Consider the following 23,776-nt stretch of genomic DNA (forward strand, 5'->3'; position numbering starts at 1 on the left):
CCATGCGCACTATTGCCCGGCTCTGCGCGCTAACGCTGCCCCTGTGTATTCTTGCCGGGTGCAGCGGTCAGCCCGACGGTCAGCTTGAATATACGTCGCTGAAACCTGCGGATAATCGTTTGCACATCAGCGACCTGGGCAATGGCTTTTATAAAAACCCCATACTGCATATTGATTATTCCGATCCGGATGTAGTGGCCGTAGACGGCAACTATTACATGACTGCGTCGAGTTTTAATGCTTCACCCGGGCTACCGGTGCTGCATTCAACGGATTTAGTGAACTGGACGCTGATCAACTATGCCCTGCCTCAGCAGATACCCCAGGCCCATTACGATAAACCGCAGCATGGTAATGGCGTGTGGGCGCCTAACTTTCGTTATCACGATGGTAAATACTGGATATTCTATCCTGACCCGGACTTTGGTATTTACGTAGTGACCGCTGATGATCCGGCCGGTACCTGGAGTGAACCCCGGCTTATTCTGCCTGGCAAAGGTATTATCGACCCAACGCCGCTATGGGACAAAAACGGTAAGGCTTATCTGTTACATGCCTGGGCGAAAAGCCGGGCAGGATTCAACAATGTCCTTAGCCTGCATGAAATGGCAGCGGATACCTCCTGGGTAAACCCTGAGTACACCACTATTGTGGACGGCCATCAGCTAACAGGCTACCGAACCCTTGAGGGGCCAAAGTTTTACCAGCGTAATGGCTATTACTACATTTTTGCCCCGGCTGGTGGTGTAGAAACCGGTTGGCAGGCGGTATTCCGGTCGCGCAATATTTTTGGCCCTTATCAACATAAAACGGTGATGGCCCAGGGCAATACGCTAATAAACGGCCCGCATCAGGGCAGCTGGGTAACCACCAGTAGCGGTGAGGATTGGTTTATTCACTTTCAGTCCCGCAAAGCCTATGGGCGCATTGTTCATTTACAGCCGGTGACATGGTTGAATGACTGGCCGGTAATAGGCCGTGACGATAACAATGATGGCACCGGAGAGCCGGTTTATAGCCATCGTAAACCGCTTAGCGCACTGCCTGGCCGAATAATGCCGCAGCCAACCAGCGATGAATTTACCGCTAAAACGGTGGGTATTCAGTGGCAATGGAATGGCAACTTCAAATCACAATGGCTGGACGTTAGTGAGGGCCAGCTTACTCTGAATGCGATGCCAAAAGTGTTTGATACCGGAGATAATTTGTGGATGACACCTAATCTGATGCTGCAAAAACTGCCGGCACAGACGTTTCAGGTTCGCAGCCAACTTAAGGTGCCAAAAGCACAAGCGGATATTGAAACCGGCTTACTGCTATTTGGCGAAGACTACGCCTGGATTGGCATCAAAACCATCAATAACGCCCCGCATTTGGTTTATGTGCAATGTCGTGGTGCTCGTAAAGGGTGCGATGAGAGTGTTCACGACTACGGTGAAGTCGCGCATGAAAGTATCGAGCTCAGGTACATTCTGGCCTCTGATGCCACGGTGGTATTTGCTTATCGCTATAGCGAGAGTGAGCCTTTCACCGTAGTAGGTGAGCAGTTTAAGGCCCGCCGTGGTCGCTGGGTGGGTGCCAAAACCGGTGTGTTTGCCGTGGGGGAGTCGGGTGCTGACGCGCGCTATGATTATGTGCGGTTCCTGCCGATGCACAGAGAGGTTGTTCAGTGAGTTATCAAGGCGTGGCATCCCATCACATTATCGGGTTAATCATGAGCTTGCTGGTGTCGGCATCGGCACTGGCTAAAGATATCACCGTGGATGACAGCTACTCTCCCGGTGAGCGCTTTGCCCGCTACAAAGCAAAACATTCTGAGTTGGCATGGCCGGCTCAGACTTTCAGAGCAGGCCAGAGTATTGCCTTTGAAAGACCTTATAAGCGTGTTGACGGACGCGACCTGCATGCCGATATCTTCTTCCCATCGGTTGAGAATCAAAACGGCCAGGCTGTGGTGCTGGTCCACGGCGGAGGATGGCGCTCAGGAAACAAATCACACTTTTATCCGTTGGCGAATCTGTTGGCTCAGCGTGGCTATGTGGTGATGACGCCTGAGTACCGGCTGTCGGTTGAAGCCCCTTACCCAGCCGGGATGGTAGATATTAATGATGCTATCAGCTGGTTAAAGGAACGGGCTGAAGACTTTTCGATTACCCCCGACAAGGTAGCGATTGGCGGCGGCTCTTCAGGTGGTCAGATGGCCGCTCTGGCCGGGCATGCGGCGGCCAGTGACCGATATCATTCGCAGCCAGAACAAAATACTAGTGTTAACGCAGTCATAGATCTGGACGGGGTGCTCGACTTCACCACACCGCTGGCATTGCAGTTTGAAAATAAAAAGCAGCATAGCTCCGCTGCAGCGTTGTGGTTGGGCGGCACCTATGAGGAGTTGCCAGAGGTTTGGGCAGAGGCTTCGGCAACGCAGCATTTGCATCCGCAGTCACCTCCAACGCTTATTATCAGTAGCGGTCAGCCACGCTTTACCGCTGGCCATGCCGAAATAACCGGCTATCTGAAAAAGCATCATATTATTCATCAGTACATTGAGCTTACCGAAACCATTCATACCTTTTGGTTATTTGAGCCTTATTTAAGCCAAACCGCCCAATGGATTGATACCTTTTTACAGCGAGTTCAAAAACAAGGAGAACAGCAGTGACATTGTCTTTAACCCGCAGAAATCTGTTAAAGCTGGTTGGTCAGGGCTCTGCAGCCGCTGGCGTTGTGAGTTTAAGTGGTTGTTCTGGCGCTATGCAGGCCGACAGTGCATTTGCCTGGAGTGATGAAGCGACAGCCATCCGCTCGCGCATTGTCCCCCCCACTTTTGCGGATAACACGTTGAGTATTACGGAGCTGGGCGCTAAACCCGGTAAGGGACAGAATGTTGGCCCGCAAATCAAACAAGCCATTGAGCAGGTTGCCGCTGCCGGCGGCGGCAAAGTAGTGGTACCACCGGGTGAGTTTTATACCGGGCCTGTGCACCTGTTGTCGAATATCAATCTGCATATTGAAGAAGGTGCCACGCTGCACTTTATTCCTGATCCTGAACTGTACAAGCCTTATGTGTTTACCCGTTGGGAAGGGACTGAACTCATGGGTTATTCGCCGCTGATTTATGCCTTTGAGCAAACCAATGTGGCCGTTACCGGTAAAGGGACGCTGGAAGGTGGTGGCAGCCCTACCCATTGGTGGCCCTGGAAAGGCAAGTGGAAAGCAGCGCAATGGGGTGACGACCCGGTAGAAAATCAAAAGTTTACTCGCGACGTGTTGCGTCAGATGGGCGAAGACAACGTGCCGGTGAGCGAACGGGTATTCGAGGAAAACTACCTGCGCCCACCGTTTATCCAGCCGTATCGGTGTAAGAATGTGTTGATTGAAGGCGTGACCATTAAAAATTCCCCCTTCTGGCTGGTTAACCCGGTGCTTTGTGAAAACGTTACGGTGCGCGCCGTGCATTGCGACAGCCATGGCCCGAACTCTGACGGCTGCGATCCGGAAAGCTGTAAAGATGTATTGATAGAAGATTGTTTGTTTGATACCGGCGATGACTGTATTGCGATTAAATCCGGTCGTAACGGTGATGGCCGCCGGGTGGCAACTCCTTGCGAAAACATCCTCATTAATGAGTGCAAAATGGCTGCCGGGCATGGTGGTGTGGTGATTGGCAGCGAAATTTCCGGTGGTGTGCGCAACCTGTATGCCCAGCACTGTGAAATGAGCAGCCCGGAACTGGATCGTGGGATCCGGATTAAAACCAACTCCATTCGCGGTGGTCACCTGCAAAACCTTAACTACCGCTATCTGCGCATTGGCAAAGTGAAGGATGCCATTGTGATTAACTTCTACTACGAAGAAGGTGATGTGGGCCAGTTTATGCCCAAGCTGGAAGCCATCACTATCGATAACCTGCATGTAGTAGAAGCGAAGCGGGCCTTTATGATGCGCGGTTATCCGCACACACCGATTACCGGCGTAACCTTAAAGAACATTACCTTTGAATCCGTGGAAAAGCCGTCGGTTATCGAAAATGTGGCCGACGTTACCCAGCATAATGTCACCGTAAACGGAAAGCCTTATGAGATTTGAGTTAGTGAAAGGTGTGTTCATTTGCCTGGTTTTATTGGTCACTGTGGGCTGTGCAAGCACCCGGGAGCAGGCCGACTTTACCGTTAATGCCCGGGTGAGTAACACCAACCCCGGCAATATGGTGGCAGATGGCCCTGAAGTGGTGACTTATTCCACCATTCAGGCTGCCGTGGATGCTGCGCCGCAAGGGGCGGCCGACTGGACGATTTTTATTGCCCCTGGTCACTATCACGAAAGAGTAGTTATTGAGCGAGAGGGGATAAAGCTGGTGGGCAGCGGCCAGGACAGCACCCGGATCACCTATAACCGCTATGCAGGGCAACCGGTTGAGCCCGGCAGCGATGAAACCTGGGGCACCTTTCGTACTGCAGTAGTGGAAGTGCTGGCAACGGATGTTGGCTTATTCGATTTAACCATTGAGAACACCTACGACTACCCGGCCGACGACAGGTTACCCAAAGGACACCAGGATAAAATTCGCGGTACTCAGGCGGTTGCACTCAAAATTGCAGAAAGCGCCGACCGCACTGTTTTGCAACGTGTTACATTGCTCGGGTATCAGGATACTCTTTACGTGCAGGGCGGCAGGACATTCGTTACCGATAGTGAAATTCGCGGCCATGTGGATTTCATTTTTGGCAACGGTAATGCTCTGTTCGACACAGTGGACATTGTTTCTCGCCCCAGAGCTCACCCGATGACCTTTACCGGTTACCTTACGGCGCCAAGTACCCTGCTGGACAATGACTTTGGGTTTACCTTTATAAACTGCAGGTTACTGCGAGAGCTGGACATACCGGATAACTCGGTGCCGCTGGGACGCCCCTGGCATCCAACTACCACCTTTGCTGACGGCCGGTACGCGAATCCCTTTGCGGTAGGCAAGTCGACATTCATTAACACCTTTATGGATGCGCACATTGCCAATGTGGGCTGGGGATCCATGGGCGGCACCGCTAAAGATGGCAGCCGCAAGCAGTTTGACCCCATCAATGATGCCCGCTTCAGCGAGTCTGGCAGTTACGGGCCGGGAGCCGCGATTAATGATGCTCGTCCTCAACTCAGTGAGAGTGAGCTGGCGGACTATAAAAAGCGTACTATTCTGGCCGGCTGGCAGCCTTCGCTGTTGCCACCGAGTCGATATCAGGCCTTTATTAAATAGCGATTGCCAGGCTGGCAATCGCCCTTCCCCCTGCCAATTTGTGCTATCAGAAAAAAATTTCACTTTTTTTTTAACATAGCCCTTGAGTTTGTCCGGGGGCTCCCCCATTTATCCACGCAGACAAGATTTTACGGCCCTTACAGGCCAACTAGGCAAAGGCCGCACGAATATTTTGTGCAGCCCAATAACACTTAAATTGAATAGTTGATTATTCAGGAGATTTGAAAATGGCAATTCGTCCTTTACACGATCGCGTTATCGTCAAGCGCGCAGAGCAAGAAAGCAAATCTGCTGGCGGTATCGTATTGACCGGTTCTGCGGCAGAAAAATCGACTCGCGGTGAAGTAATCGCTGTGGGCAACGGTCGCATTCTGGAGAATGGCGAAGTGAAAGCATTAGACGTAAAAGTCGGTGACACCGTTATTTTCAACGACGGTTACGGCGTAAAAACCGAGAAGCTGGACGATCAGGAAGTGCTGATCATGAGCGAAAGCGACATTCTGGCAATCGTAGAATAAGAACCCGTTTAACCGAATTAAGAGGAATTAATCATGGCAGCTAAAGAAGTACGTTTTGGTGATGACGCCCGCACAAAAATGCTGAAAGGCGTAAACATTCTGGCTAACGCAGTTAAAGTTACCTTAGGTCCTAAAGGCCGTAACGTTGTTTTAGACAAGTCGTTCGGCGCGCCTACCATCACTAAAGATGGTGTATCTGTGGCCAAAGAAATCGAGCTGGAAGACAAGTTCGAGAACATGGGCGCTCAGATGGTTAAAGAAGTAGCGTCTAAAGCGAACGATGAAGCGGGTGACGGTACAACTACTGCAACCGTTCTGGCTCAGTCAATCGTTACTGAAGGCTTAAAATCAGTGGCAGCGGGCATGAACCCAATGGATCTGAAGCGCGGTATCGACAAAGCGGTACTGGCAGCAGTTGAAGAACTGAAAGCTCTGTCTACTGATTGTGCAGACAGCAAAGCGATTGCTCAGGTAGGTACTATCTCTGCAAACTCTGACGCCGAAGTAGGCGACATCATTGCTCAGGCAATGGAAAAAGTAGGCAAAGAAGGCGTAATCACTGTAGAAGAAGGTCAGGCTCTGCAAAACGAGCTGGACGTGGTTGAAGGTATGCAGTTCGACCGTGGTTACCTGTCTCCTTACTTCATCAACAACCAGGAAAGCGGTGCAGTAGAACTGGACAGCCCATACATCCTGTTAGTTGATAAGAAAATCTCTAACATCCGCGAATTACTGCCTACGCTGGAAGCGGTAGCAAAAGGCGGCAAGCCTCTGCTTATCATCGCTGAAGATGTAGAAGGCGAAGCGCTGGCAACTCTGGTTGTGAACAACATGCGCGGTATCGTTAAAGTTGCAGCGGTTAAAGCACCTGGTTTCGGTGACCGTCGTAAAGCTATGCTGCAAGACATCGCTATCCTGACTGGTGGTACGGTTATTTCTGAAGAGATTGGTCTGGAGCTGGAAAAAGTTCAGCTGGAAGACTTAGGTACTGCTAAGCGCGTTGTTATCAACAAAGACAACACTACCGTTGTTGACGGTGCAGGCGAAGAAGCAGCTATCGAAGCGCGTTGCGAGCAAATCCGTGGTCAAATCGCTGATTCAACTTCAGACTACGACAAAGAAAAACTGCAAGAGCGTCTGGCTAAACTGTCTGGCGGTGTAGCAGTAATCAAAGTTGGCGCAGCCACTGAAGTAGAAATGAAAGAGAAGAAAGACCGCGTAGAAGATGCATTACATGCAACTCGCGCTGCGGTTGAAGAAGGTGTGGTACCTGGTGGTGGTGTTGCGCTGGTACGTGCGGCGGCTAAACTGGCTGACCTGACTGGTGACAACGAAGACCAGACTCACGGTATCAAGCTGGCCCTGCGTGCGATGGAAGCGCCTCTGCGTCAAATTTCTATCAACTCTGGTGCAGAAGCCTCAGTGGTTGTTAACGAGATTAAGAACGGCTCTGGTAACTACGGTTACAACGCAGGTAACGACACTTACGGCGATATGCTGGAAATGGGTATCCTTGATCCAACTAAAGTGACTCGTTCTGCGCTGCAGTTTGCTTCATCAATCGCTTCACTGATGATCACCACTGAAGCCATGATTGCTGAACTGCCTAAAGAAGACGCACCTGCAATGCCTGATATGGGCGGCATGGGCGGAATGGGCGGCATGGGCGGCATGATGTAAGCCACCCATAAGCTTAACGCTTATAAAGAAAGGCACTCTTCGGAGTGCCTTTCTGGTTTTTAGGCCACATACTCAGGCTGTTAACTATTCGCCAATAACATAATCAGCTTTGCCGCCTTCGCCAGAAGTAAAATACCCGGTTTGTCCCTCTAGCGCTTTAGTCGTATCGCACTCAATAATGGTAAAGTGGCTGGATGCAATACCTTGTTGAAATGAGCCAGTGTGACTTATCACCAATCGACATGCCTGATTATCAATTACGCCGTCAATGTATTCAAAACCACTGAAACTAGCATTACCGGCAGCATCATAATGCATGTGATAAAAAACCTCGCTGGTTCCGGTTAGTTCACCGGTATAGTGCTGTCTTACTTTTGCTATATTGAGTTTACTGCCCTGCTCAAAGGTTTTTTCAGTAGTCTCTTGCCAGTCGGTTATCGAAAACATGCCTCGTAATGTCATGTAAACCTCTTTGTTATATATCCTGTTTGATTTTGCAGGTTACCATTACCGGTGCCTCTGGTATTGTAAAAACACGTCAGCCAAGCTTTTGTGAGAGCCATTGATTTGCAGTACAGTCATCATCGCGCATCAGGCGTTATGCACCATAGCGACAGTCAAAAACACTACCGCTTGCGCCGTTATGTGCCTGATACTCGACTGGTGAACCTTGTTGAACAGTACTGGTTAGTAAACTGGCAACTGAAAAACGGTCGGGAGCATATTCAAAGGAATTTGCCTGATCCTAACTTTCACTTAACGTTCGATCGCCAGGGGGTAAGACTTATTGGGCCGGTGAGCAAAGTGTATCAATATCCGATGGTTGCCAGTGGTTTTGTGATTGGCGTTAAATTTAACCCTGGTTCACTCAACGTGTTGTTAGAAAGTCCATCAAGCGATTATGTCGATAAGGAACTCTCTGCCAGCAAATATTTCGGGTCAGACGTGACTGACATTTTTGCAGTGGGTGCTGAGGCCCTGACTGACGAAAGGATTGTATCGACATTAAACAAGTTCTTAGGCCGCTTTGTAGAGCCGGTTACGGCACAACAAACGCAGGTAGCAAGGCTGCTGGAATGCATAAAAAATAGCAGTGAGATTTATACCGTTGCGCAACTGGCGCAGCGCGCTGACATTTCGGTAAGGACGTTACAGCGATTATTTAATCAATATATTGGACTGTCGCCAAAATGGCTGTTGCGTAAATACCGCTTGCGAGAAGCACTTGCAGAGCTTGAAATAAACAAACTGACCATGATTGAGCTGGCCACTCAGCTTGAATATGCTGATCAGTCGCACCTGATCAGAGATTTCAAAGATATGATTGGGATGTCACCAGCGCAGTACCTGACAAGAGAGATAGTCTCTATAAGCAGCGAAAGTCAACAGCGATGAACGTCAATACAGTTGGCATTGACTGAGATACTTGAGGAACCGAGGTCTCCAAACGTCAGATCCTTGATATGGTTTTGAAAAGTGGAAAGCTAACAATCCCGGTAATTACAAGATGAAAAAAATCGGGCCGCTGCGTATCGTTTACCGTAAGTTTGCTACCTAAATTGACTCTGCAGAAAAACCTCTAAACGTTTTTTACAGCGTAGTGTTACCGATAGTCAGTGTCTAATAAAAGGTAATTCAGTAGGTGGTATTGAATTTCCTTTCTAGTCGTCATCATACTTTGATGTTTCGTCGTTTTTAACTGCAACGAAACGGGTTTATTGTTAAAGATGAATACTAATAATGTTGATTTTTTGTTGACTGACTGGGTAGAGGAATGAAGAAAGTATCGTCGAAATGTTGGCTGGCTGGCTGGCTGGCTGGCGTTGTTTCATTGTTGAGTGGCTGTGCAATGGCAGAGACCCATACAATTCCAACTGAACGAGTGGGAACAAGCCCTAAGGGATTGGAAACTGTTGATTTAGGTTCTGGTTTTGATAGCAGTCAATGGCGAAACCTTCGTATGCGGGAAGCAACTTTGCAGCCCGGGGGGAGTTTACCCATGCACAGTCATGCCAATCGGCCTGCGGTCGCTTACATGTTGCAAGGTGAATTAACGGTTTACATCGAAGGTAAGCCAGAACCGATAGTTTATCGTGCAGGTGAATACTATCAAATCTATAAAGCTAGTCATGCAATGCGTAATGTGGGCGATGTACCGGTAGTGTTTATTGAAGTTGACCTGACGAATTAGTAAATGTTTCCCGCAAACGTTACTCATTGAGCGTCAGGCTCAACTGGCATAAAACAGCGAAAATCAGTCTCACGGTGTCATGCCGATTTGATAGTTAAAATTAAGCCTCTTGTGAGCTGTACTTGATATAAAAAGGTGCGTATCGACTAATACCAGTCACCTTAAGTGACTGGTATTAGCTTGTTATTGAGCACCTTTACACTTGTACTCCAGTTACTACTCAGACAGCTTAGCTACAGCTGCTTTTAGTTCCGTGATCAATGCATCGTCGGTAACTTTACCTGCATCCATATCAAATTTGTCATAAAAGCCAGGGACGGAAACGGTTGCTTTTACGCTAGCGGCGTAGAAAGGCGCAGAAGCTTCAGCTGCGGCTAACACTGATTTCGCGCCACTTGGGCCCGGAGAGGTAGCCAGATAAACCGCCGGCTTTTGCTTGAACAATTCACGGTCGATTCGTGTTGCCCAGTCAAACAGGTTTTTATATGCCGCCGGGTAATGGCCATTATGCTCAGCATAAGAGATAACAAACGCATCAGCGTCGGCCAGATCGTTTAAGAATTCTTTAGCGCCGTCAGCCTGGCCAATTTCTTTTTCCAGATCTTCGCTGAACATAGGCACATCATAATCATTGATGTCCAACACTTTAACTTCTGCGCCGTCAACCAGACCGGCAGTATAAGTAGCCAGTGCCTTGTTGATTGAAGTTGAACTGGTACTTGCTCCATAAGCTACAATTTTCATAATTTGCCCCTTGCTAATTTAGTCATTATGATAATGATAATGGAGCCTGAAAAGCACATCCATCAGATTAAAACCCCACAGATATTCGTTTTTTCAGAATGATGTTTACAAAATGGACAAATATTCGTCAGTTAAAACGAAGGCACAAAATACGATTTCCGTTGTGCGAGGCGGCTGGTATGTGTGCTAATATGACGCCGTTTTCCAGGGACAGAGCAGTAGTTTGAATAAGCGCGTTATCTTCCATGTGGGCCCGCCAAAAACCGGTAGTTCGGCGATCCAACAGTTTCTTCATCAGCATCGCCAGCAACTGATGGCGTCGGGAGTGTTATATCCCGCGCACTCTGTGGACGAAAACGGCATTAGCTCGGGTAATGCCAGAGAAATTTGCGCTCCGGATCCAGAGGGCCGTCTGGCGTTGGATCATCAAAAACTATCCAATGTTCTCAACGCCTTTGAGAACAACCCTGAAGCTCACATACTGCTGTTAAGCTCCGAATCGTTTTTCAGAATTATGGATGACATTATTCAGGCTGTGCCCGATGCTGAAATTATCTGCTTTCTGCGAAACCCGGTAGAGTTTCAGCTGTCAATCTACAACCAGTCGGTAAAACGTCATGGCAATCAAAAGCCTTTTGCGCCGGGTAAGCGCCTCAACCTTGGCCAATGGGAGAGCATTTTAAAAACAGCCAACCAACTTGAGGCTCGTCAGCTCCATTGCTTCGCTTATAAAAATCATGGTGAAAAAGGCAATGTCATTACCGACGTCCTTGGCGTGTTAGGTCTGCGGGATGAACTTTCAGTGAGTGATAAGTCGGTGAACGTATCTTACAGTTTCGCCGCGCTCGAACTCAAACGCTGGCTTAACCAGTTTCCGATTAGCGCTTTACAAGCAGAGCTGGATGCTTATTTACAGGCGGCCAGTGCCGGCGCAGGCCGTTATCGTTTGCTGGACGATGAAACTCTGGCAGCTTATAAACAGCAGCTTGCCAATGTCACTGCTAAATTTCAGCAGTTACTGCCACAACAGGACTGGCAACTGGTTAATGAAGCCCTCAATAACGTTGCTGCATTGCCCTGGTATCAGCAGGGTGTGCATGAGTCGGATATTGCCGGATTAGTCTGTCAGTTACGACAGGATAAGCCCATGCTTTTCAGGGCACTAAGTGTAATAGTCGATTCAGCGGAACAGGCGGATGACGATGCGTCGTTGAAGAACCTGTTTGAGTTGAGCCGTGGTGCACGTTGGTTAGCGGCATTACCGTTATTCTGTACGCGTATGCTGGGCGAAGTCAGACAAAAATTGAATGCCTCGACGCGCAAATCGACGCTGCAACCCCCGGCATCGCTTAATAACGCAGTAAAGGTCAGCAATGCTGACATTATTCCGCAACTATCCGGCTCGACGCCGGCTAGGATCCGTGGTGGTGTGCGGGCACAAGCGCTGCCGGAGTTTGCTCATCAGTTTCGGTATCAACAAATCAACTTACAGCAAACGGCACCAGTGCGCGCGACCAATACTGAAGTAATCGCCGGCCAGCCAGAAATTAGCCGCTGCAAAAAGGGCCATTATTACTATGGCGGGCCAGTTTTCAGTAACTTTGGCCATTTTATCGCTGAGTCGGTTCACCGCCTGGCGGGGCTGCCAGGAGCTGAGCAGCAGGCGAATATCAGTAAGGTTGTTTTTTTACCTCAACTGCGCCGCCGTTTTCGCCTATTAGCCACACCGTTATTACCGCCTCATTTTTATGAAATTCTCGATTATCTGGGAGTAGACAAATCGCGGGTCGAATTAATTAATAAGCCCCAGCGGGTTGAAAGTTTGTGGGTTGCGCCGCAACAAAGCCTGTTCCGTAGCCACCGAAAAGTTTCTGCGGATTATCGTCAGTTTTTACTGCATTGTGAGCGCCGGGCCGGCGTGCTGCCTGATAAGCACCTGCCCGCAAAACTCTATGTGAGTCGAACGCCATTTTTAATGCGGGGCAGCTTTGCCGGAGAGCGGTATGTAGAACAGTTTTTTGCCCGGCAAGGTTACACCATCTTCCGGCCAGAGAAACACTCACTGTATGAACAGTTTCGCTATTACAAAAGTGCCGCAGAAATCGTGCTTGCCGAGGGAGCCGCTTTACACGTAATGGAATTACTTGGCGAAATGAACGCCCGGATAACGGTGCTGCAGCGCAGGAGCAATTCCGACCAACTGTTTAGCCCGATACTTGAAGCCCGCTGTAAGAATGTTAATTTCTTCGGAGCGTTAAAGGTATTGCCGTCCTTGTTTGTTGTAAAAGGTTATAAAAGTGCTGCCCACGGTAGTGCATTATCTGTTCTGCACGCTTCGGCGTTTAAAGAGCACCTGACACAGCAGCTTGCCCTTAACGGCTTTGATACTGATGAATTCCTGGCAACGGTTCGACAGGATATTGATAGTTACTTCAACGCTTATGTTGAAACGCTTCGGTCAAACGATGATTTAAAGCAGATACCGGATGAATTTATTGAAAAGGTGAAAGAGTTAGAGCCTCCATACACAGGGGGCATAGCAGAAAACTGGCCCGCTGATTGATTACCGATAAACATAGTTTGGATATTTGTGAGGGGCCGCCGTTGATGATCCGTTCGCTTGACATATTGCTGAAAAAAGCATCGCAATTATGCCGGTAAAATAAACATCCAATACCAAGCGGTGAAAATCATAGTGCAGCCCGTTGCATATCTGCGCTAAATACTCAATTCCCCGCCCGCACTATTTACCTACTTCTTTGAATTGTATTATAAGTAAGAGTTATAAGGCTTAAACGTTTCATAAGTGGTATTTACGTGTTTAAGGGTAAATTTTCTCTTTCAATTTCGATTTTATTTATGCATTATTGGCTTCTCGCTGTAATCCTTTCCTAAAACTCCAATAAAAATGGAAGATTACAAAATTGTAGATATAAACCAGTTTTATAAAGCAAGAGCTTTACAATTTTGTAGTAAATGGATCAAAAGCACCTTGTGGCAACAAACAGATACCGCTTAATCGCTCCTTAAAAACGGCGGTTAGGTTAATTTTGCCCGGAGGAAAGGAGGATACTCTTGAAACTCTTAGTTCTAAACGAAGCAAGGCACGCTATTGATGATAGTTTTGTCGAACAGCGCTGCGCTGTAACGCCTGCCACAGTGATGCGGTTTACCCGAATGGGCTTTACCGTCATGCTTGAACAAGACGCTGGCGCGTTATCAGGCTATCCCGATGCCGCCTACACCGAACAAGGTGCCAGTATTGTAGAAGCCACAGCCGATGTGCTCGGTGATGCTGATATTGTGCTCTATGTTAATCGCCCACTGAGTAGCCAGCTTGAACAACTCAAAGCTAATGCCCTCGTGATTGGTCATATCGACCCGTTCTTCCAGCAGGAACTGGTTGAGAGTATGGCCGGCAAAGGGTTGTCCACGCTTTCTGTTGAGATGATCCCGCGTTCCTCCCGTGCCCAGAAAATGGATGCCCTGAGTTCTCAGGCGAGTCTGGCGGGTTATGTGATGATGATGCAGGCCGCGAATGCCCTGCCAAGCATCCTGCCCATGATGATGACACCCTCCGGTACCATTAAACCGGCCAAGGTGTTTATTATTGGTGCTGGTGTAGCTGGCCTGCAAGCCATTGCGACTGCTAAGCGTTTAGGCGCTAACGTGCTGGCTTACGATACCCGCCCGGTAGTGGCCGAGCAGGTAGAATCTTTAGGCGGCAAGTTTCTCAAAATTGATATTGGTGAAACCGGTCAGACCAAAGACGGTTATGCCAAAGAGCTTACCGACGAGCAAAAAGCCAAGCAGCAGGAAGCGCAGCGCGATGCGATTGCCGACTCGGATATCGTTATCACCACGGCCCAGCTGTTTGGACGTAAACCCCCGGTGCTGATTTCCAAACAAACTCTGGCGTTAATGAAGCCCGGAAGTGTTGTGGTGGACATGGCTGCGCTATCGGGCGGTAACGTTGAAGGCTCTGTGCCTGGCGAAACAGCGGTGGTTGAGGGCGTTACCGTGATTGGTGACGGCAACTGGAGCCAGCGCGTGGCTCGCGATGCTACCGATATGTATGCCAATAACCTGATCAATCTCATTGATGAGTTTTTCGATAAGGAATCCAAGCAGTTCACGCTGGATCTGGAAGACGAAATCCTCGCAAGTAGCGTAATTACCCACGCTGGCGAGATCACCAATGACATGCTCAAAAACGCATACAAAGGGGGCTAACGCATGGAAACTATTTACCTGATCTTTATTGTTCTGCTGGCTGCCTTTTTAGGGTTCGAACTTATCCGTAAGGTACCGGCTACACTACACACGCCGTTAATGTCCGGCTCTAACGCAATCTCCGGGATCACCCTGGTGGGGGCGTTGGTAGCCTCAGGCTCTGACAACGATACGCTAACCACTATTTTAGGTACGGCAGCCGTAGCGCTGGCGAGTATCAACGTGGTGGGCGGGTATATGGTTACCGACCGTATGCTCAGCATGTTCAAGAAAAAACAAGGCAAGTAAGGAGATTATGCTGTGAGTGATAATGCATTGATCATTAATCTTGCCTACGTACTGGCAACCACGTTATTCATTGTTGGCCTTAAATTACTGAGTCATCCGTCATCGGCCAAAAAAGGCAACCTGGTATCGGCTATAGGTATGTTTATCGCCGTGGTCGTTACCTTAATCGACCAGCAGATTATCAGCTATCACTGGATCCTGGCGGGTTTTGTGATTGGCGGAGCGTACGGTGCATGGAAAGCCAAAAGCGTAGAGATGACTTCGATGCCAGAAATGGTGTCGCTGTTTAACGGTTATGGCGGCGCAGCATCACTGCTGCTGGGCTGGGCAACCGTTTCCGGTATGAGTGCTATTACGCTGGCCACTACCGACTCACTGGTTTTTGTCACCGTGTTTCTGACTATTTTAATTGGTGGTGTCACCTTCTCGGGCTCTGTGATTGCCTGGGGTAAGCTCTCTGGCAAGATGTCGTCGAAAGCGTTTATCTTTACTGGTTTGCGTGAACTGAGCATTCTGCACCTGATTGCGTTTTTTGTGGTGGGTTACTTATTTGCCACTGACCCGGGTAATCCAATGTGGTTATACGTGTCAATTGCGCTGGCATTAAGCTTTGGTATCTGGGCAACCATCTCCATTGGCGGTGCTGATATGCCGGTGGTTATTGCGCTGCTTAACTCGTATTCAGGTGTTGCAGCCTGTGCGGCAGGTCTGGCGGTAGCTAACACCATTTTGATTGTGACTGGCCTGCTGGTGGGCGCGTCGGGCCTTATCCTGACCAACATCATGTGTAAAGCCATGAACCGCTCGCTGATGAATGTGCTGCTATCTGGATTTGCCAAGCCGGTAGAAATGGGCGAAGCCATTGAAGGTGAAGTTAAAATCATGTCTGCCCAGGATGCATTCTATGTGCTGGAAGCCGCGCAGTCTGTACTGGTTGTGCCGGGTTACGGTATGGCGGTAGCACAGGCTCAGCACGCAGTGCGGGAAATGCAGTCGCTGCTGGAAGAAAACAACTGTACGGTAGAATATGCCATTCACCCGGTAGCGGGACGTATGCCTGGCCATATGAACGTACTGTTAGCCGAAGCCGATGTACCCTACGATCTGCTGTGTGAAATGGATGATGTTAACCCGCGTATGGAAAACTACGATGTGGTTATCGTTATCGGGGCTAACGACGTGGTTAACCCGGCAGCGAAAGAAATGAAAGGCAGCCCGATTTACGGTATGCCGGTTATCGAAGTGTATCGCGCTAAAACGGTATTTGTGCTCAAGCGTTCCGCCAATGCTGGTTTTGCTGGTGTAGATAATCCGTTGTTCTTTAAAGACAACACCCGCATGGTATTGGGCGATGCCAAAGAAACAATCAATAACATCGTTCGCGAATTTGGTGACGACTAGCCATCACTTTTAGTCAATCATCGTAAAAATGGCCTGCATAACCCAATTGTGCAGGCCATTTTTTGTTTTGACTGATAATATAAATCACTCTATCCGGCAGACGATTATTGGAGTATGCGGTGAAAGATAAAGTCCTGTCAGTTGCACTGGTGTGTATTATTGCGCTTAAGTGTATGGACCTGTACATCGATTTTTCCGAGGACCTTGAACTGATACATATTGTACAGGAGTCTTTATTAATCCTTATTTCTTCGGGATTGTTTCTCTTTTTGATTTTCGATATTCGTCAACGTTCCACTGCCTTAAAAGCACTGCGGGCAGATCTGGAGCTTTCTAATTCCAAGGTCAGCCAGATGAGTGAAGAACTCAAGCGTTCCAAACGGGATTTCTTCGCTGCTGTTCAAGAGCAGTTTGAACGCTGGCAACTCACCCCCAGTGAAAAGGAAGTGGGGTTATTTTTGCTCAAAGGTCTCAGCCTGAACGAAATTGCAGAGTTGCGGCAAACGTCCGAGAAAACCATTCGCCACCAGGCGTCAGCAGTCTATAAAAAGTCAGACTGCACCGGCCGCCATGAATTAGCCGCGTTTTTCTTTGAGGAAATGGGTTAACGGCTAACTTACCCCGGCAACCGCCATAGCACGGCGCATATAAGCAATTTGTTGTGCTAGGGGGAGTTCTTTGGGGCAGAAGTCTTCACACCCCAGCATAGTCATACAACCAAATACACCGTCTTCGTTACCGATAACGTCGTAGAATTTCGCATCGGTACGATTGTCCCGGGGATCAATTTTAAAACGAGCTAATTGATTTAAGCCTACTGCGCCAACAAATTCCGGCCGCATTTGGGCAGTACCACAGCCGGCGATACAGCAACCGCACTCAATACAACGCTCCAGCTCGTAAATCTGTTCGGCCTGCTCTGGTGCCATTTTTTCTTCCATCGCATCAAAGTTACTTACTTCTGCGCTGTGAATCCAGGTTTGTAAATGCTCACTCATGCCGCGCATCCACTTACCCGTGTTCACCGATAAGTCGCCGATCAGCTCAAAGCCGGGTAATGGCATTAACGTCACTTTGGTCGGAAGCTGGCTTATCAAGGTCCGGCAGGCAAGGCCCGGGCGACCATTTATGAGCATGGCGCAACTACCGCAAATACCGGCCCGGCACACAAAATCAAACTGCAAAGAGGGGGCCTGTTTAGCGCGAATTTCATTTAACGCGATAAACAGCGTCATGCTGTCTGCTTCTTCTAACTGGTAGGTTTCAAAATGCGGCTCGCTGGCCTCATCGAAAGGGTTATGCCGAAAAATCGCAAACTCAATGGTTCTCGCGGTGCTCACCTTTACCGGAATGGTTTTTTCTGTGCTGGCGTTCATGCATCAAGCTCCTCGGATAAACGGGCGTTGCGGCCACGGAAGGGTTCGGGCAAGCAGCCTGTAAAGGGCATCAGTTGCTGTTGTTTGGCAAAACGGTCTGCATCGCCTGCTTGTACGCCATCTACTTCGGCCTGACGAGTAGGCGTATCAGGGTGATCAATGCGCTCTTTGCCACCATAACCGCGCCAGCCGGGCGGCAATTCCATGCTCATTACATCGAGCGGCTCATAGTCTATGGCAGGCGAGGCTGCCTCAGGTGACCAGCTGGTCAGCGTACGCTTGAGCCAGTCTTTGTCGTTTCTAAGCGGGAAGTCTTCACGGCAATGCGCGCCGCGGCTTTCTTCCCTGGCTAATGCACCACTGGCCACACACAGGCTTAGCTTAAGCATCTTTTTGGCGCGATAAGCCGCGCAGAGTTCCGGGTTTACACCACGGCTGGTGTCGCTGACTTTTATTCGTCCGGCACGCTCATACAGCGATTGCAATTCAGTAACCGCCTCAGCCAACTGCTCGCCATGGCGAAAAATCCCTACCTTTTCGGTCATCACTGATTGCATGGCCTCAATAATGTGCCAGGCGTTTTCGTTATTCTCGCTGCGCTGAAACGACGCCAGTTCATCACGAACCGCACTAACCTGGCTATCAATGGCCGTAGAACTGATCGCCAGTGACGCTTCAGTCAGCAGGCTGTCGGCCATAAACTCGCCTACAATCATGCCAGCCACCACGGTTTCTGCTACTGAATTACCGCCAAGGCGATTGAAGCCGTGCATATCCCAGCAGGCTGCCTCGCCGGCGGCGAATAAGCCTTTCAGCGTAGGTGATTCGCCGCGGTAATCGGTACGGATACCGCCCATAGAATAATGTTGAGCCGGGCGCACCGGAATAAGCGACTCGGTAGGGTCGACACCTAAGAAATACTGGCAGATTTCTTTTACTTCGCGCAGTTTGCTGTTGATATGCTTTTTGCCCAGCAAACGGATATCCAGCCACAAGTGTTCACCAAAACGTGACTTTACGCCGTGGCCGTTGCGAATATGGGTTTCCATCCAGCGCGACACCACATCGCGGGAGGCAAGCTCGCGCTTCTCGGGTTCATAATCCGGCATAAAGCGGTGCTCTTTTGCATCCAGCAACAGGCCGCCATCGCCGCGACAGCCCTCAGTAACCAGTATACCCGCCGGGAAAATTCCGGTGGGATGAAACTGCACCGCTTCCATATTGCCCAGTTTGGCAATGCCGGTTTCAAGTGCGATAGCAGTACCAATGCCCTGATTAATTACGGCGTTGGTGGATACCCGGTAAATACGGCCGAAGCCGCCGGTAGCAATACAGGTGACCTTAGCCAGGTAAACAATCAGTTCGCCGGTAATGAGGTTTCGTACAATCGCACCCTGACAGCGGCCGTCTTCGTGGAGCAGAGCAATGGCCTCCATGCGCTCGTGGACTTCAATGCCTTCGGCTATGGCCTGATTACTCATGGTATACAGCATGGAATGGCCGGTGCCGTCTGCCACATAGTTAGTACGCCATTTGGCCGTGCCACCAAAGTTGCGCGCGGTAATCAACCCGTGTGACTCATCCCGTTCTGTAATCGTCACTTCTTCGCCGTTGATCACGCTTTTATGATCGCCTTTTTGTACCCGGTTCCAGGGGACACCCCAGGCAGCCAGTTCGCGCACGGCTTTAGGCGCGGTATGCACAAACATGCGGGCAACCACCTGATCGGCGCCCCAGTCGCTGCCGCGAATGGTATCGGCAAAATGCACGTCTTCGTTATCGCCCCAGCCTTTGGCACTGTTGCCTAAGCTGGCTTGCATGCCACCCTGGGCGGCGGCACTGTGGGAGCGTTTAGGCGGTACAAGGCTTAAAATGAGCGGCGTAAAGCCGCGGCGTTTAACCCCAATAGCGGTTCGTAAACCCGCCAGACCACCACCAATAATCAGCGCATCGGTTACTATAGTTTGCATTAGTCATTCTCTCCTTGCGAGGCGCTGTGCAGCTGCGAATATTCGGCGGGTTGATAACGCTCTCCGGCGCTATCCTGATGCTCGTAGCCTACTTTCATATAGGCGGCGAGCGTCAGTGATCCCAGTACCAGAAAGAATAAAGTGAGTACCCATTTGGCTATGGTCAGGCGTTTGCGGCCAACTTTTGGATCCTTGCCCATAAACCAGCCCCACTTGACGAGCACCCGGTACAGGCCAATGCCGCCGTGGAGCTCAACCACAAACAGCAGCATTAAATACAGCGGCCACATGCGCCCAGTCCATACTCTGTCGGATGAGGCGTACGGGCCGATATCCGCCGGATGCATGATTAACTGGTATAAATGAACAGAGGCCAGAAAGAATAAGGCGAAACCGGTGAACACCTGCACATACCACAGGTAACTGTCGGTATGGCGTATACCGCCAAGATGATTGTGCAGGGTACGGTACTGGCGGTGAGTGGCCGGAAACTTACGCATCGCCAGAAACGCGTGAAGCACAACTAACGACAGAATAAACAGCGCAAACAGGCTCACCAGAATGGGGTAGCCCTTACCAAAGATTGGCTCGCCCTCAAACATCTTGGTCACCCAGTACATGGCATCATTGCCCAGCAGAATGCTCGACACCATAAACATGTGCGCCCACATGAACAGGGCCAGAATGATGCCGCTGACACTTTGCAGCATGTCCATTACAGCGGGGCCGCGGGGGCTGGATAGCGGATTTTTGAACAGCACAGCACTTTCTCCCTGAAAGTCGGGTTCCCTGCATGCAGGGAAAGATGGCCTGAGTGATTGAATGTAAGAGTTACGTTTTACTTTGTTATGACATGGCTGGTTGGGATTGCATAAGACGACAGCACAAACCATGCGGTATTTGTTTTACTTTACGGCACTAAAAAGTGTGGCGCAATGCACTAACTAAGGCAACTTTACCAATGTTTGTTCTGGATCATCCTCTGGTTTCAATCTCCCGTAAAAAGAGCAGGGTGGTTAAACTACTGGTACAGTTTTGTCTCGACAAGGAGCCTAAATGGCCCCTGGCTGTGCAGAATTTGGTATTTAAGAGGTCATCAGCAGGGTTGCTTTTACCGCTTTATGCCACTGGGTTAAACGCTGCTCGCGGGCGCTGTCGGTGGCATTGGCTTCAAACTCACGCTGGCAGGGATTCGCTTCGGCCAGTTGGTTTAATTCGGTGATATCTCCGGCCTGAAAAGCGGCCAGTAGTGCAGCGCCCAGTGCGGTGGTTTCCATCACTTTTGGCCTGACTACCGGCACATTCAACGTATCGGCCAGATACTGGCAAAACCACTCGTTGGCCACCATACCACCATCTACCTTTAAAATAGTTGGTGGATTACCGCCGCTGCTCATGGCAGTGACTAAGTCGTGGGTTTGAAAACAAATCGATTCGAGGGTAGCGCGCACAATATCATTGGCAGTAGTGGCACGGGTGATGCCGAAGACTGCCCCACGGGCATCAGGATCCCAGTGCGGTGCACCAAGACCGGTAAAAGCGGGCACTACCACCAGGCCGTGTTCGTTACCCACTTGTCCGGCAATGGCTTCGGAATCGGCGGCTTTTTCAATTAAACCCAGCCCGTCGCGCAGCCATTGTACCGCCGCGCCAGCAACAAAAATGGAGCCTTCTACCGCATAATGAGTAATGCCGTTAAGCCGATAAGCAATGGTGGTAAGCAGACCGGTGTGGTTGATATCGCAACGGCTGCCGGTATTAACCAGAGCAAAGCAGCCTGTGCCATAGGTGGCTTTAACACTGCCCTGAGTAACACAGCCCTGGCCGACCATGGCAGCCTGTTGGTCGCCGGCCACCCCGCTGATGTTTAGCACCACAGGCAACAGGCCTGGCTGTGTTCGGCCAAAATCGTCGGCACAATCTTTTACCTCTGGCAGCAGGCCGGCCGGAATATCAAACAGCGCCAGAAGTTCCTCATCCCACTGCTGGCTGTGAATATTAAACAAACTGGTGCGACTGGCATTGGTCACGTCGGTGGCGTGCACGTTGCCGTTGGTTAAGCGCCAGATTAAAAACGTATCAACGGTGCCGAACAGCAACTTGTTATTTGCGGCCAGCTCAGCCGCGCCTTCCACATTGTCGAGGATCCAGCGAATCTTGCTGGCCGAAAAATACGGGTCCAGTTTAAGGCCGGTTTTATGTTGTACCAGGTCTTCGTGCACTGATAAGTTGCTGCAATAGCCGCTGGTGCGCCGGTCCTGCCAGACGATAGCGTTATACACTGGCTGGCCGGATTCTTTGTTCCAGACCAGCGTGGTTTCCCGTTGATTGGTGATCCCCACATGTTTGACTGACAGTTTGAGATCGCTGGCAACGGTTAGCGCCTCACGGGCGACATTCAGTACCGACTGCCAAAGTTCCTCGGGATCCTGCTCTACCCAGCCGTTTTTAGGGTAGTACTGCGGAAATTCCCGCTGCGCCGTGTAAATCATTTCAAACTGTTGGTTAAATAAAATGGCCCTGGAAGACGTGGTTCCCTGGTCGATGGCCAGGTAGGCAGAATTACCGGTTGCAGCAGGCATACGTCGCTCATTTTAGAATTAGTTATAATGCTGTAGTTTAACGGGATAAAAGCGGAACGCCAGTCTCTGACTATGGCGCGCGTCATGACGCAATAATTATGAGTTAAGTTAATTTATTGCTTTGCTGCCTGCGATTTTTACTTTAATGTAAGTTAAGACTTATATTAATAAGCTTTACCCGCTCCTACCTGCGGCATCAGCGGTTTATTACTTAACGACCTTTGACTACTCAAGGATGAAATATGACTCGCTTTCGCTGCTTAAGTGCTTTTATAGCACTATATTCCTGTGCTTTGCATACCAATGTTAGCGCTGAAGAATGGCAACAAATCCCGGTGCCAGCCTCAGTAGAAATCATCAATGATGAGGGGCAACCGCAAACGCTGTCGCCAGCCTGTGCTCTGGAGACAATCACTGACCCTGCTACCGGGGCTGTTATTCCAAACGATTTCCACTTTTATTTTAAACCGGGCAATGCCGGTAAATTAGTGGTCTTTTTTAATGGTGGTGGTGCCTGTTGGAACGACGCAACCTGCGTGACATCGCTGGCTCTGAGCGGTGTACCTGGTGGCCGTCCTACTTATAACCCGTCTATGTACACCGAAAACTCGCCGGTCAATGCCGGGGGCATATTCGATGATGATAATCCGCGTAACCCCTTTGCCAACTGGAGTAAGGTGTTTATTCCTTATTGCACTGGCGATATCCACATTGGCTCAAATGATGTGGTGTATGAAGATACCACTGGCATAATCACGGGCGTGCCTGCCGCGCCGGTTCCGGTGCGCCATCGCGGCTTTGATAATTTTATGGCTGTGCGCGAATGGTTAAAAGACTACTATGCTCACAGCACGGTTAAGCCCCGCAGAATGCTGGTCGCCGGTTCCAGTGCTGGTGGTTATGGTGCCACTATCAATTTCCCATACCTGCAAGCTGCGTTCCCAAGAGCCCGTACCGCTTTGTTAAGCGATGGTGCAGCCGGCGTCTTGTCTGCGGGCTTCGTGGAATCGACCTTCTCCTTCGGTCATACCTGGGGCGTAGAAAATAGCCTGGCGCCTATGTTTGCTCAGTTTATGGGAGCTTATCAGGCAGCTACGTTAAATCAGGATATGATGGGCGTGCTGGCGGCCAGCTATCCCCAGGTTCGTTTTGCTCAGTATTCCACGCAACTGGATGCAGTACAGGTGCTGTTCTACAAAATTTCCTCAGAGATTGACGCCGGTAATATGGATCCGTTTACCTGGGGCCTTACTGAAGATGACTACCTGTTGTTTATGGAGTGGAGCGCAGCAATGACAGGCTCTTATGCTTTCCTGAATGAGTATGTGCCGAATTATCAATATTTTATTGGCGCAGGTGATGCACACACAGTGCTTACGAATACTTATCTCACCGCGCCGGGAGAAAATCCGTTTTATGATGAAAGAGCGGGGCGAATGCGATTCACTCGCTGGCTTCATCAGTTTGCTAACCGCTGGCAGTTCAGAAAAACCAGTGTGATTGACCAGTAAATAGCTAAGGCTGCCATCTGGCAGCCTTTTTAAT

Annotated in this window: 20 protein-coding genes; 14 read left to right on the forward strand and 6 right to left on the reverse strand. The window is 49.8% G+C overall.

Annotated features, from left to right (window positions below; translation table 11 throughout):
- Positions 1-2: 2 nt before the first annotated feature.
- From AC566Q_RS00360 to groL, 6 genes are all read left to right on the forward strand, one after another.
- Positions 3-1,673, forward strand: a complete 1,671-nt coding sequence (locus tag AC566Q_RS00360; protein WP_499612622.1) for a glycoside hydrolase family 43 protein — start codon at positions 3-5, stop codon at positions 1,671-1,673.
- A complete protein-coding gene (locus AC566Q_RS00365; protein WP_499612624.1) occupies positions 1,670-2,659 on the forward strand; it encodes an alpha/beta fold hydrolase in 990 nt (329 codons plus the stop codon). Before AC566Q_RS00360 ends, AC566Q_RS00365 begins: the two co-directional genes overlap by 4 nt.
- Positions 2,660-2,661: 2 nt before the next feature.
- The gene (locus tag AC566Q_RS00370) at positions 2,662-4,086 is read left to right on the forward strand and encodes a glycoside hydrolase family 28 protein (RefSeq protein ID WP_499617631.1); all 1,425 of its coding nucleotides are present in this window, start codon (positions 2,662-2,664) and stop codon (positions 4,084-4,086) included.
- Positions 4,076-5,248 (forward strand): pectinesterase family protein, encoded by a 1,173-nt coding sequence (locus tag AC566Q_RS00375; RefSeq protein ID WP_499612626.1) that lies wholly within the window; start codon positions 4,076-4,078, stop codon positions 5,246-5,248. The genes AC566Q_RS00370 and AC566Q_RS00375 overlap by 11 nt, the downstream gene beginning before the upstream one ends.
- Positions 5,249-5,475: 227 nt before the next feature.
- On the forward strand, positions 5,476-5,766 hold the full coding sequence (locus tag AC566Q_RS00380) for a co-chaperone GroES (RefSeq protein WP_070175315.1): 291 nt from the start codon (positions 5,476-5,478) through the stop codon (positions 5,764-5,766).
- Between the two features lie 33 nt (positions 5,767-5,799).
- On the forward strand, positions 5,800-7,446 hold the full coding sequence (gene groL / locus AC566Q_RS00385) for a chaperonin GroEL (protein ID WP_499612628.1): 1,647 nt from the start codon (positions 5,800-5,802) through the stop codon (positions 7,444-7,446).
- An 84-nt stretch (positions 7,447-7,530) separates the two neighbouring features.
- On the opposite strand, the gene AC566Q_RS00390 is transcribed toward groL, so the two are convergent.
- Entirely contained in the window at positions 7,531-7,908 is a 378-nt protein-coding gene (locus tag AC566Q_RS00390; protein ID WP_499612630.1) for a DUF3224 domain-containing protein, read from the reverse strand.
- Positions 7,909-7,998: 90 nt separating this feature from the next.
- Here AC566Q_RS00390 and AC566Q_RS00395 point away from each other — a divergent pair, with 90 nt between their 5' ends.
- Positions 7,999-8,841: a helix-turn-helix domain-containing protein gene (locus AC566Q_RS00395; RefSeq protein WP_499612632.1), complete on the forward strand. Its 843-nt coding sequence runs from the start codon at positions 7,999-8,001 to the stop codon at positions 8,839-8,841.
- 379 nt (positions 8,842-9,220) lie between these two features.
- Complete coding sequence (locus AC566Q_RS00400; RefSeq protein WP_499612634.1) at positions 9,221-9,637, forward strand: cupin domain-containing protein; 417 nt, start codon at positions 9,221-9,223, stop codon at positions 9,635-9,637.
- Between the two features lie 216 nt (positions 9,638-9,853).
- Here AC566Q_RS00400 and AC566Q_RS00405 read toward each other — a convergent pair whose 3' ends face one another.
- Positions 9,854-10,381, reverse strand: coding sequence for an NADPH-dependent FMN reductase (locus AC566Q_RS00405; protein ID WP_499612636.1), 528 nt, complete (start codon positions 10,379-10,381; stop codon positions 9,854-9,856).
- 223 nt (positions 10,382-10,604) lie between these two features.
- On the opposite strand from AC566Q_RS00405, the gene AC566Q_RS00410 reads away from it, so the two are divergent.
- The 5 genes from AC566Q_RS00410 to AC566Q_RS00430 all read left to right on the forward strand — a co-directional run bounded on the left by AC566Q_RS00410 (position 10,605) and on the right by AC566Q_RS00430 (position 16,911).
- On the forward strand, positions 10,605-12,944 hold the full coding sequence (locus AC566Q_RS00410; protein ID WP_487118943.1) for a glycosyltransferase 61 family protein: 2,340 nt from the start codon (positions 10,605-10,607) through the stop codon (positions 12,942-12,944).
- 512 nt (positions 12,945-13,456) lie between these two features.
- Positions 13,457-14,614, forward strand: a complete 1,158-nt coding sequence (locus AC566Q_RS00415) for an NAD(P) transhydrogenase subunit alpha (protein WP_499612638.1) — start codon at positions 13,457-13,459, stop codon at positions 14,612-14,614.
- 3 nt (positions 14,615-14,617) lie between these two features.
- Entirely contained in the window at positions 14,618-14,902 is a 285-nt protein-coding gene (locus AC566Q_RS00420) for an NAD(P) transhydrogenase subunit alpha part 2 (RefSeq protein ID WP_105933132.1), read from the forward strand.
- Positions 14,903-14,914: 12 nt separating this feature from the next.
- On the forward strand, positions 14,915-16,303 hold the full coding sequence (locus AC566Q_RS00425) for an NAD(P)(+) transhydrogenase (Re/Si-specific) subunit beta (protein ID WP_499612641.1): 1,389 nt from the start codon (positions 14,915-14,917) through the stop codon (positions 16,301-16,303).
- A gap of 119 nt (positions 16,304-16,422) precedes the next feature.
- Positions 16,423-16,911: a helix-turn-helix transcriptional regulator gene (locus AC566Q_RS00430; protein WP_499612643.1), complete on the forward strand. Its 489-nt coding sequence runs from the start codon at positions 16,423-16,425 to the stop codon at positions 16,909-16,911.
- A gap of 3 nt (positions 16,912-16,914) precedes the next feature.
- Here the strand turns inward: AC566Q_RS00430 and AC566Q_RS00435 are convergent, their stop codons facing one another.
- The 4 genes from AC566Q_RS00435 to glpK form a co-directional block, all read right to left on the reverse strand.
- Positions 16,915-17,643 (reverse strand): fumarate reductase iron-sulfur subunit, encoded by a 729-nt coding sequence (locus tag AC566Q_RS00435; RefSeq protein WP_499617633.1) that lies wholly within the window; start codon positions 17,641-17,643, stop codon positions 16,915-16,917.
- A gap of 32 nt (positions 17,644-17,675) precedes the next feature.
- Positions 17,676-19,649, reverse strand: a complete 1,974-nt coding sequence (locus tag AC566Q_RS00440; protein ID WP_499612645.1) for a fumarate reductase flavoprotein subunit — start codon at positions 19,647-19,649, stop codon at positions 17,676-17,678.
- On the reverse strand, positions 19,649-20,410 hold the full coding sequence (locus AC566Q_RS00445; RefSeq protein WP_499612646.1) for a fumarate reductase cytochrome b subunit: 762 nt from the start codon (positions 20,408-20,410) through the stop codon (positions 19,649-19,651). The genes AC566Q_RS00440 and AC566Q_RS00445 overlap by 1 nt, the downstream gene beginning before the upstream one ends.
- A 324-nt stretch (positions 20,411-20,734) precedes the next feature.
- A complete protein-coding gene (gene glpK, locus AC566Q_RS00450) occupies positions 20,735-22,231 on the reverse strand; it encodes a glycerol kinase GlpK (RefSeq protein WP_499612648.1) in 1,497 nt (498 codons plus the stop codon).
- Positions 22,232-22,473: 242 nt separating this feature from the next.
- Between glpK and AC566Q_RS00455 the strand changes: the two genes are divergently transcribed.
- Positions 22,474-23,742 carry a pectin acetylesterase-family hydrolase gene (locus AC566Q_RS00455; RefSeq protein ID WP_499612650.1) on the forward strand — a complete coding sequence of 423 codons (1,269 nt, stop codon included), beginning with the start codon at positions 22,474-22,476 and terminating at the stop codon, positions 23,740-23,742.
- The last annotated feature ends 34 nt before the right edge of the window (positions 23,743-23,776 follow it).

Source organism: Alteromonas sp. H02 (assembly GCF_059682525.1).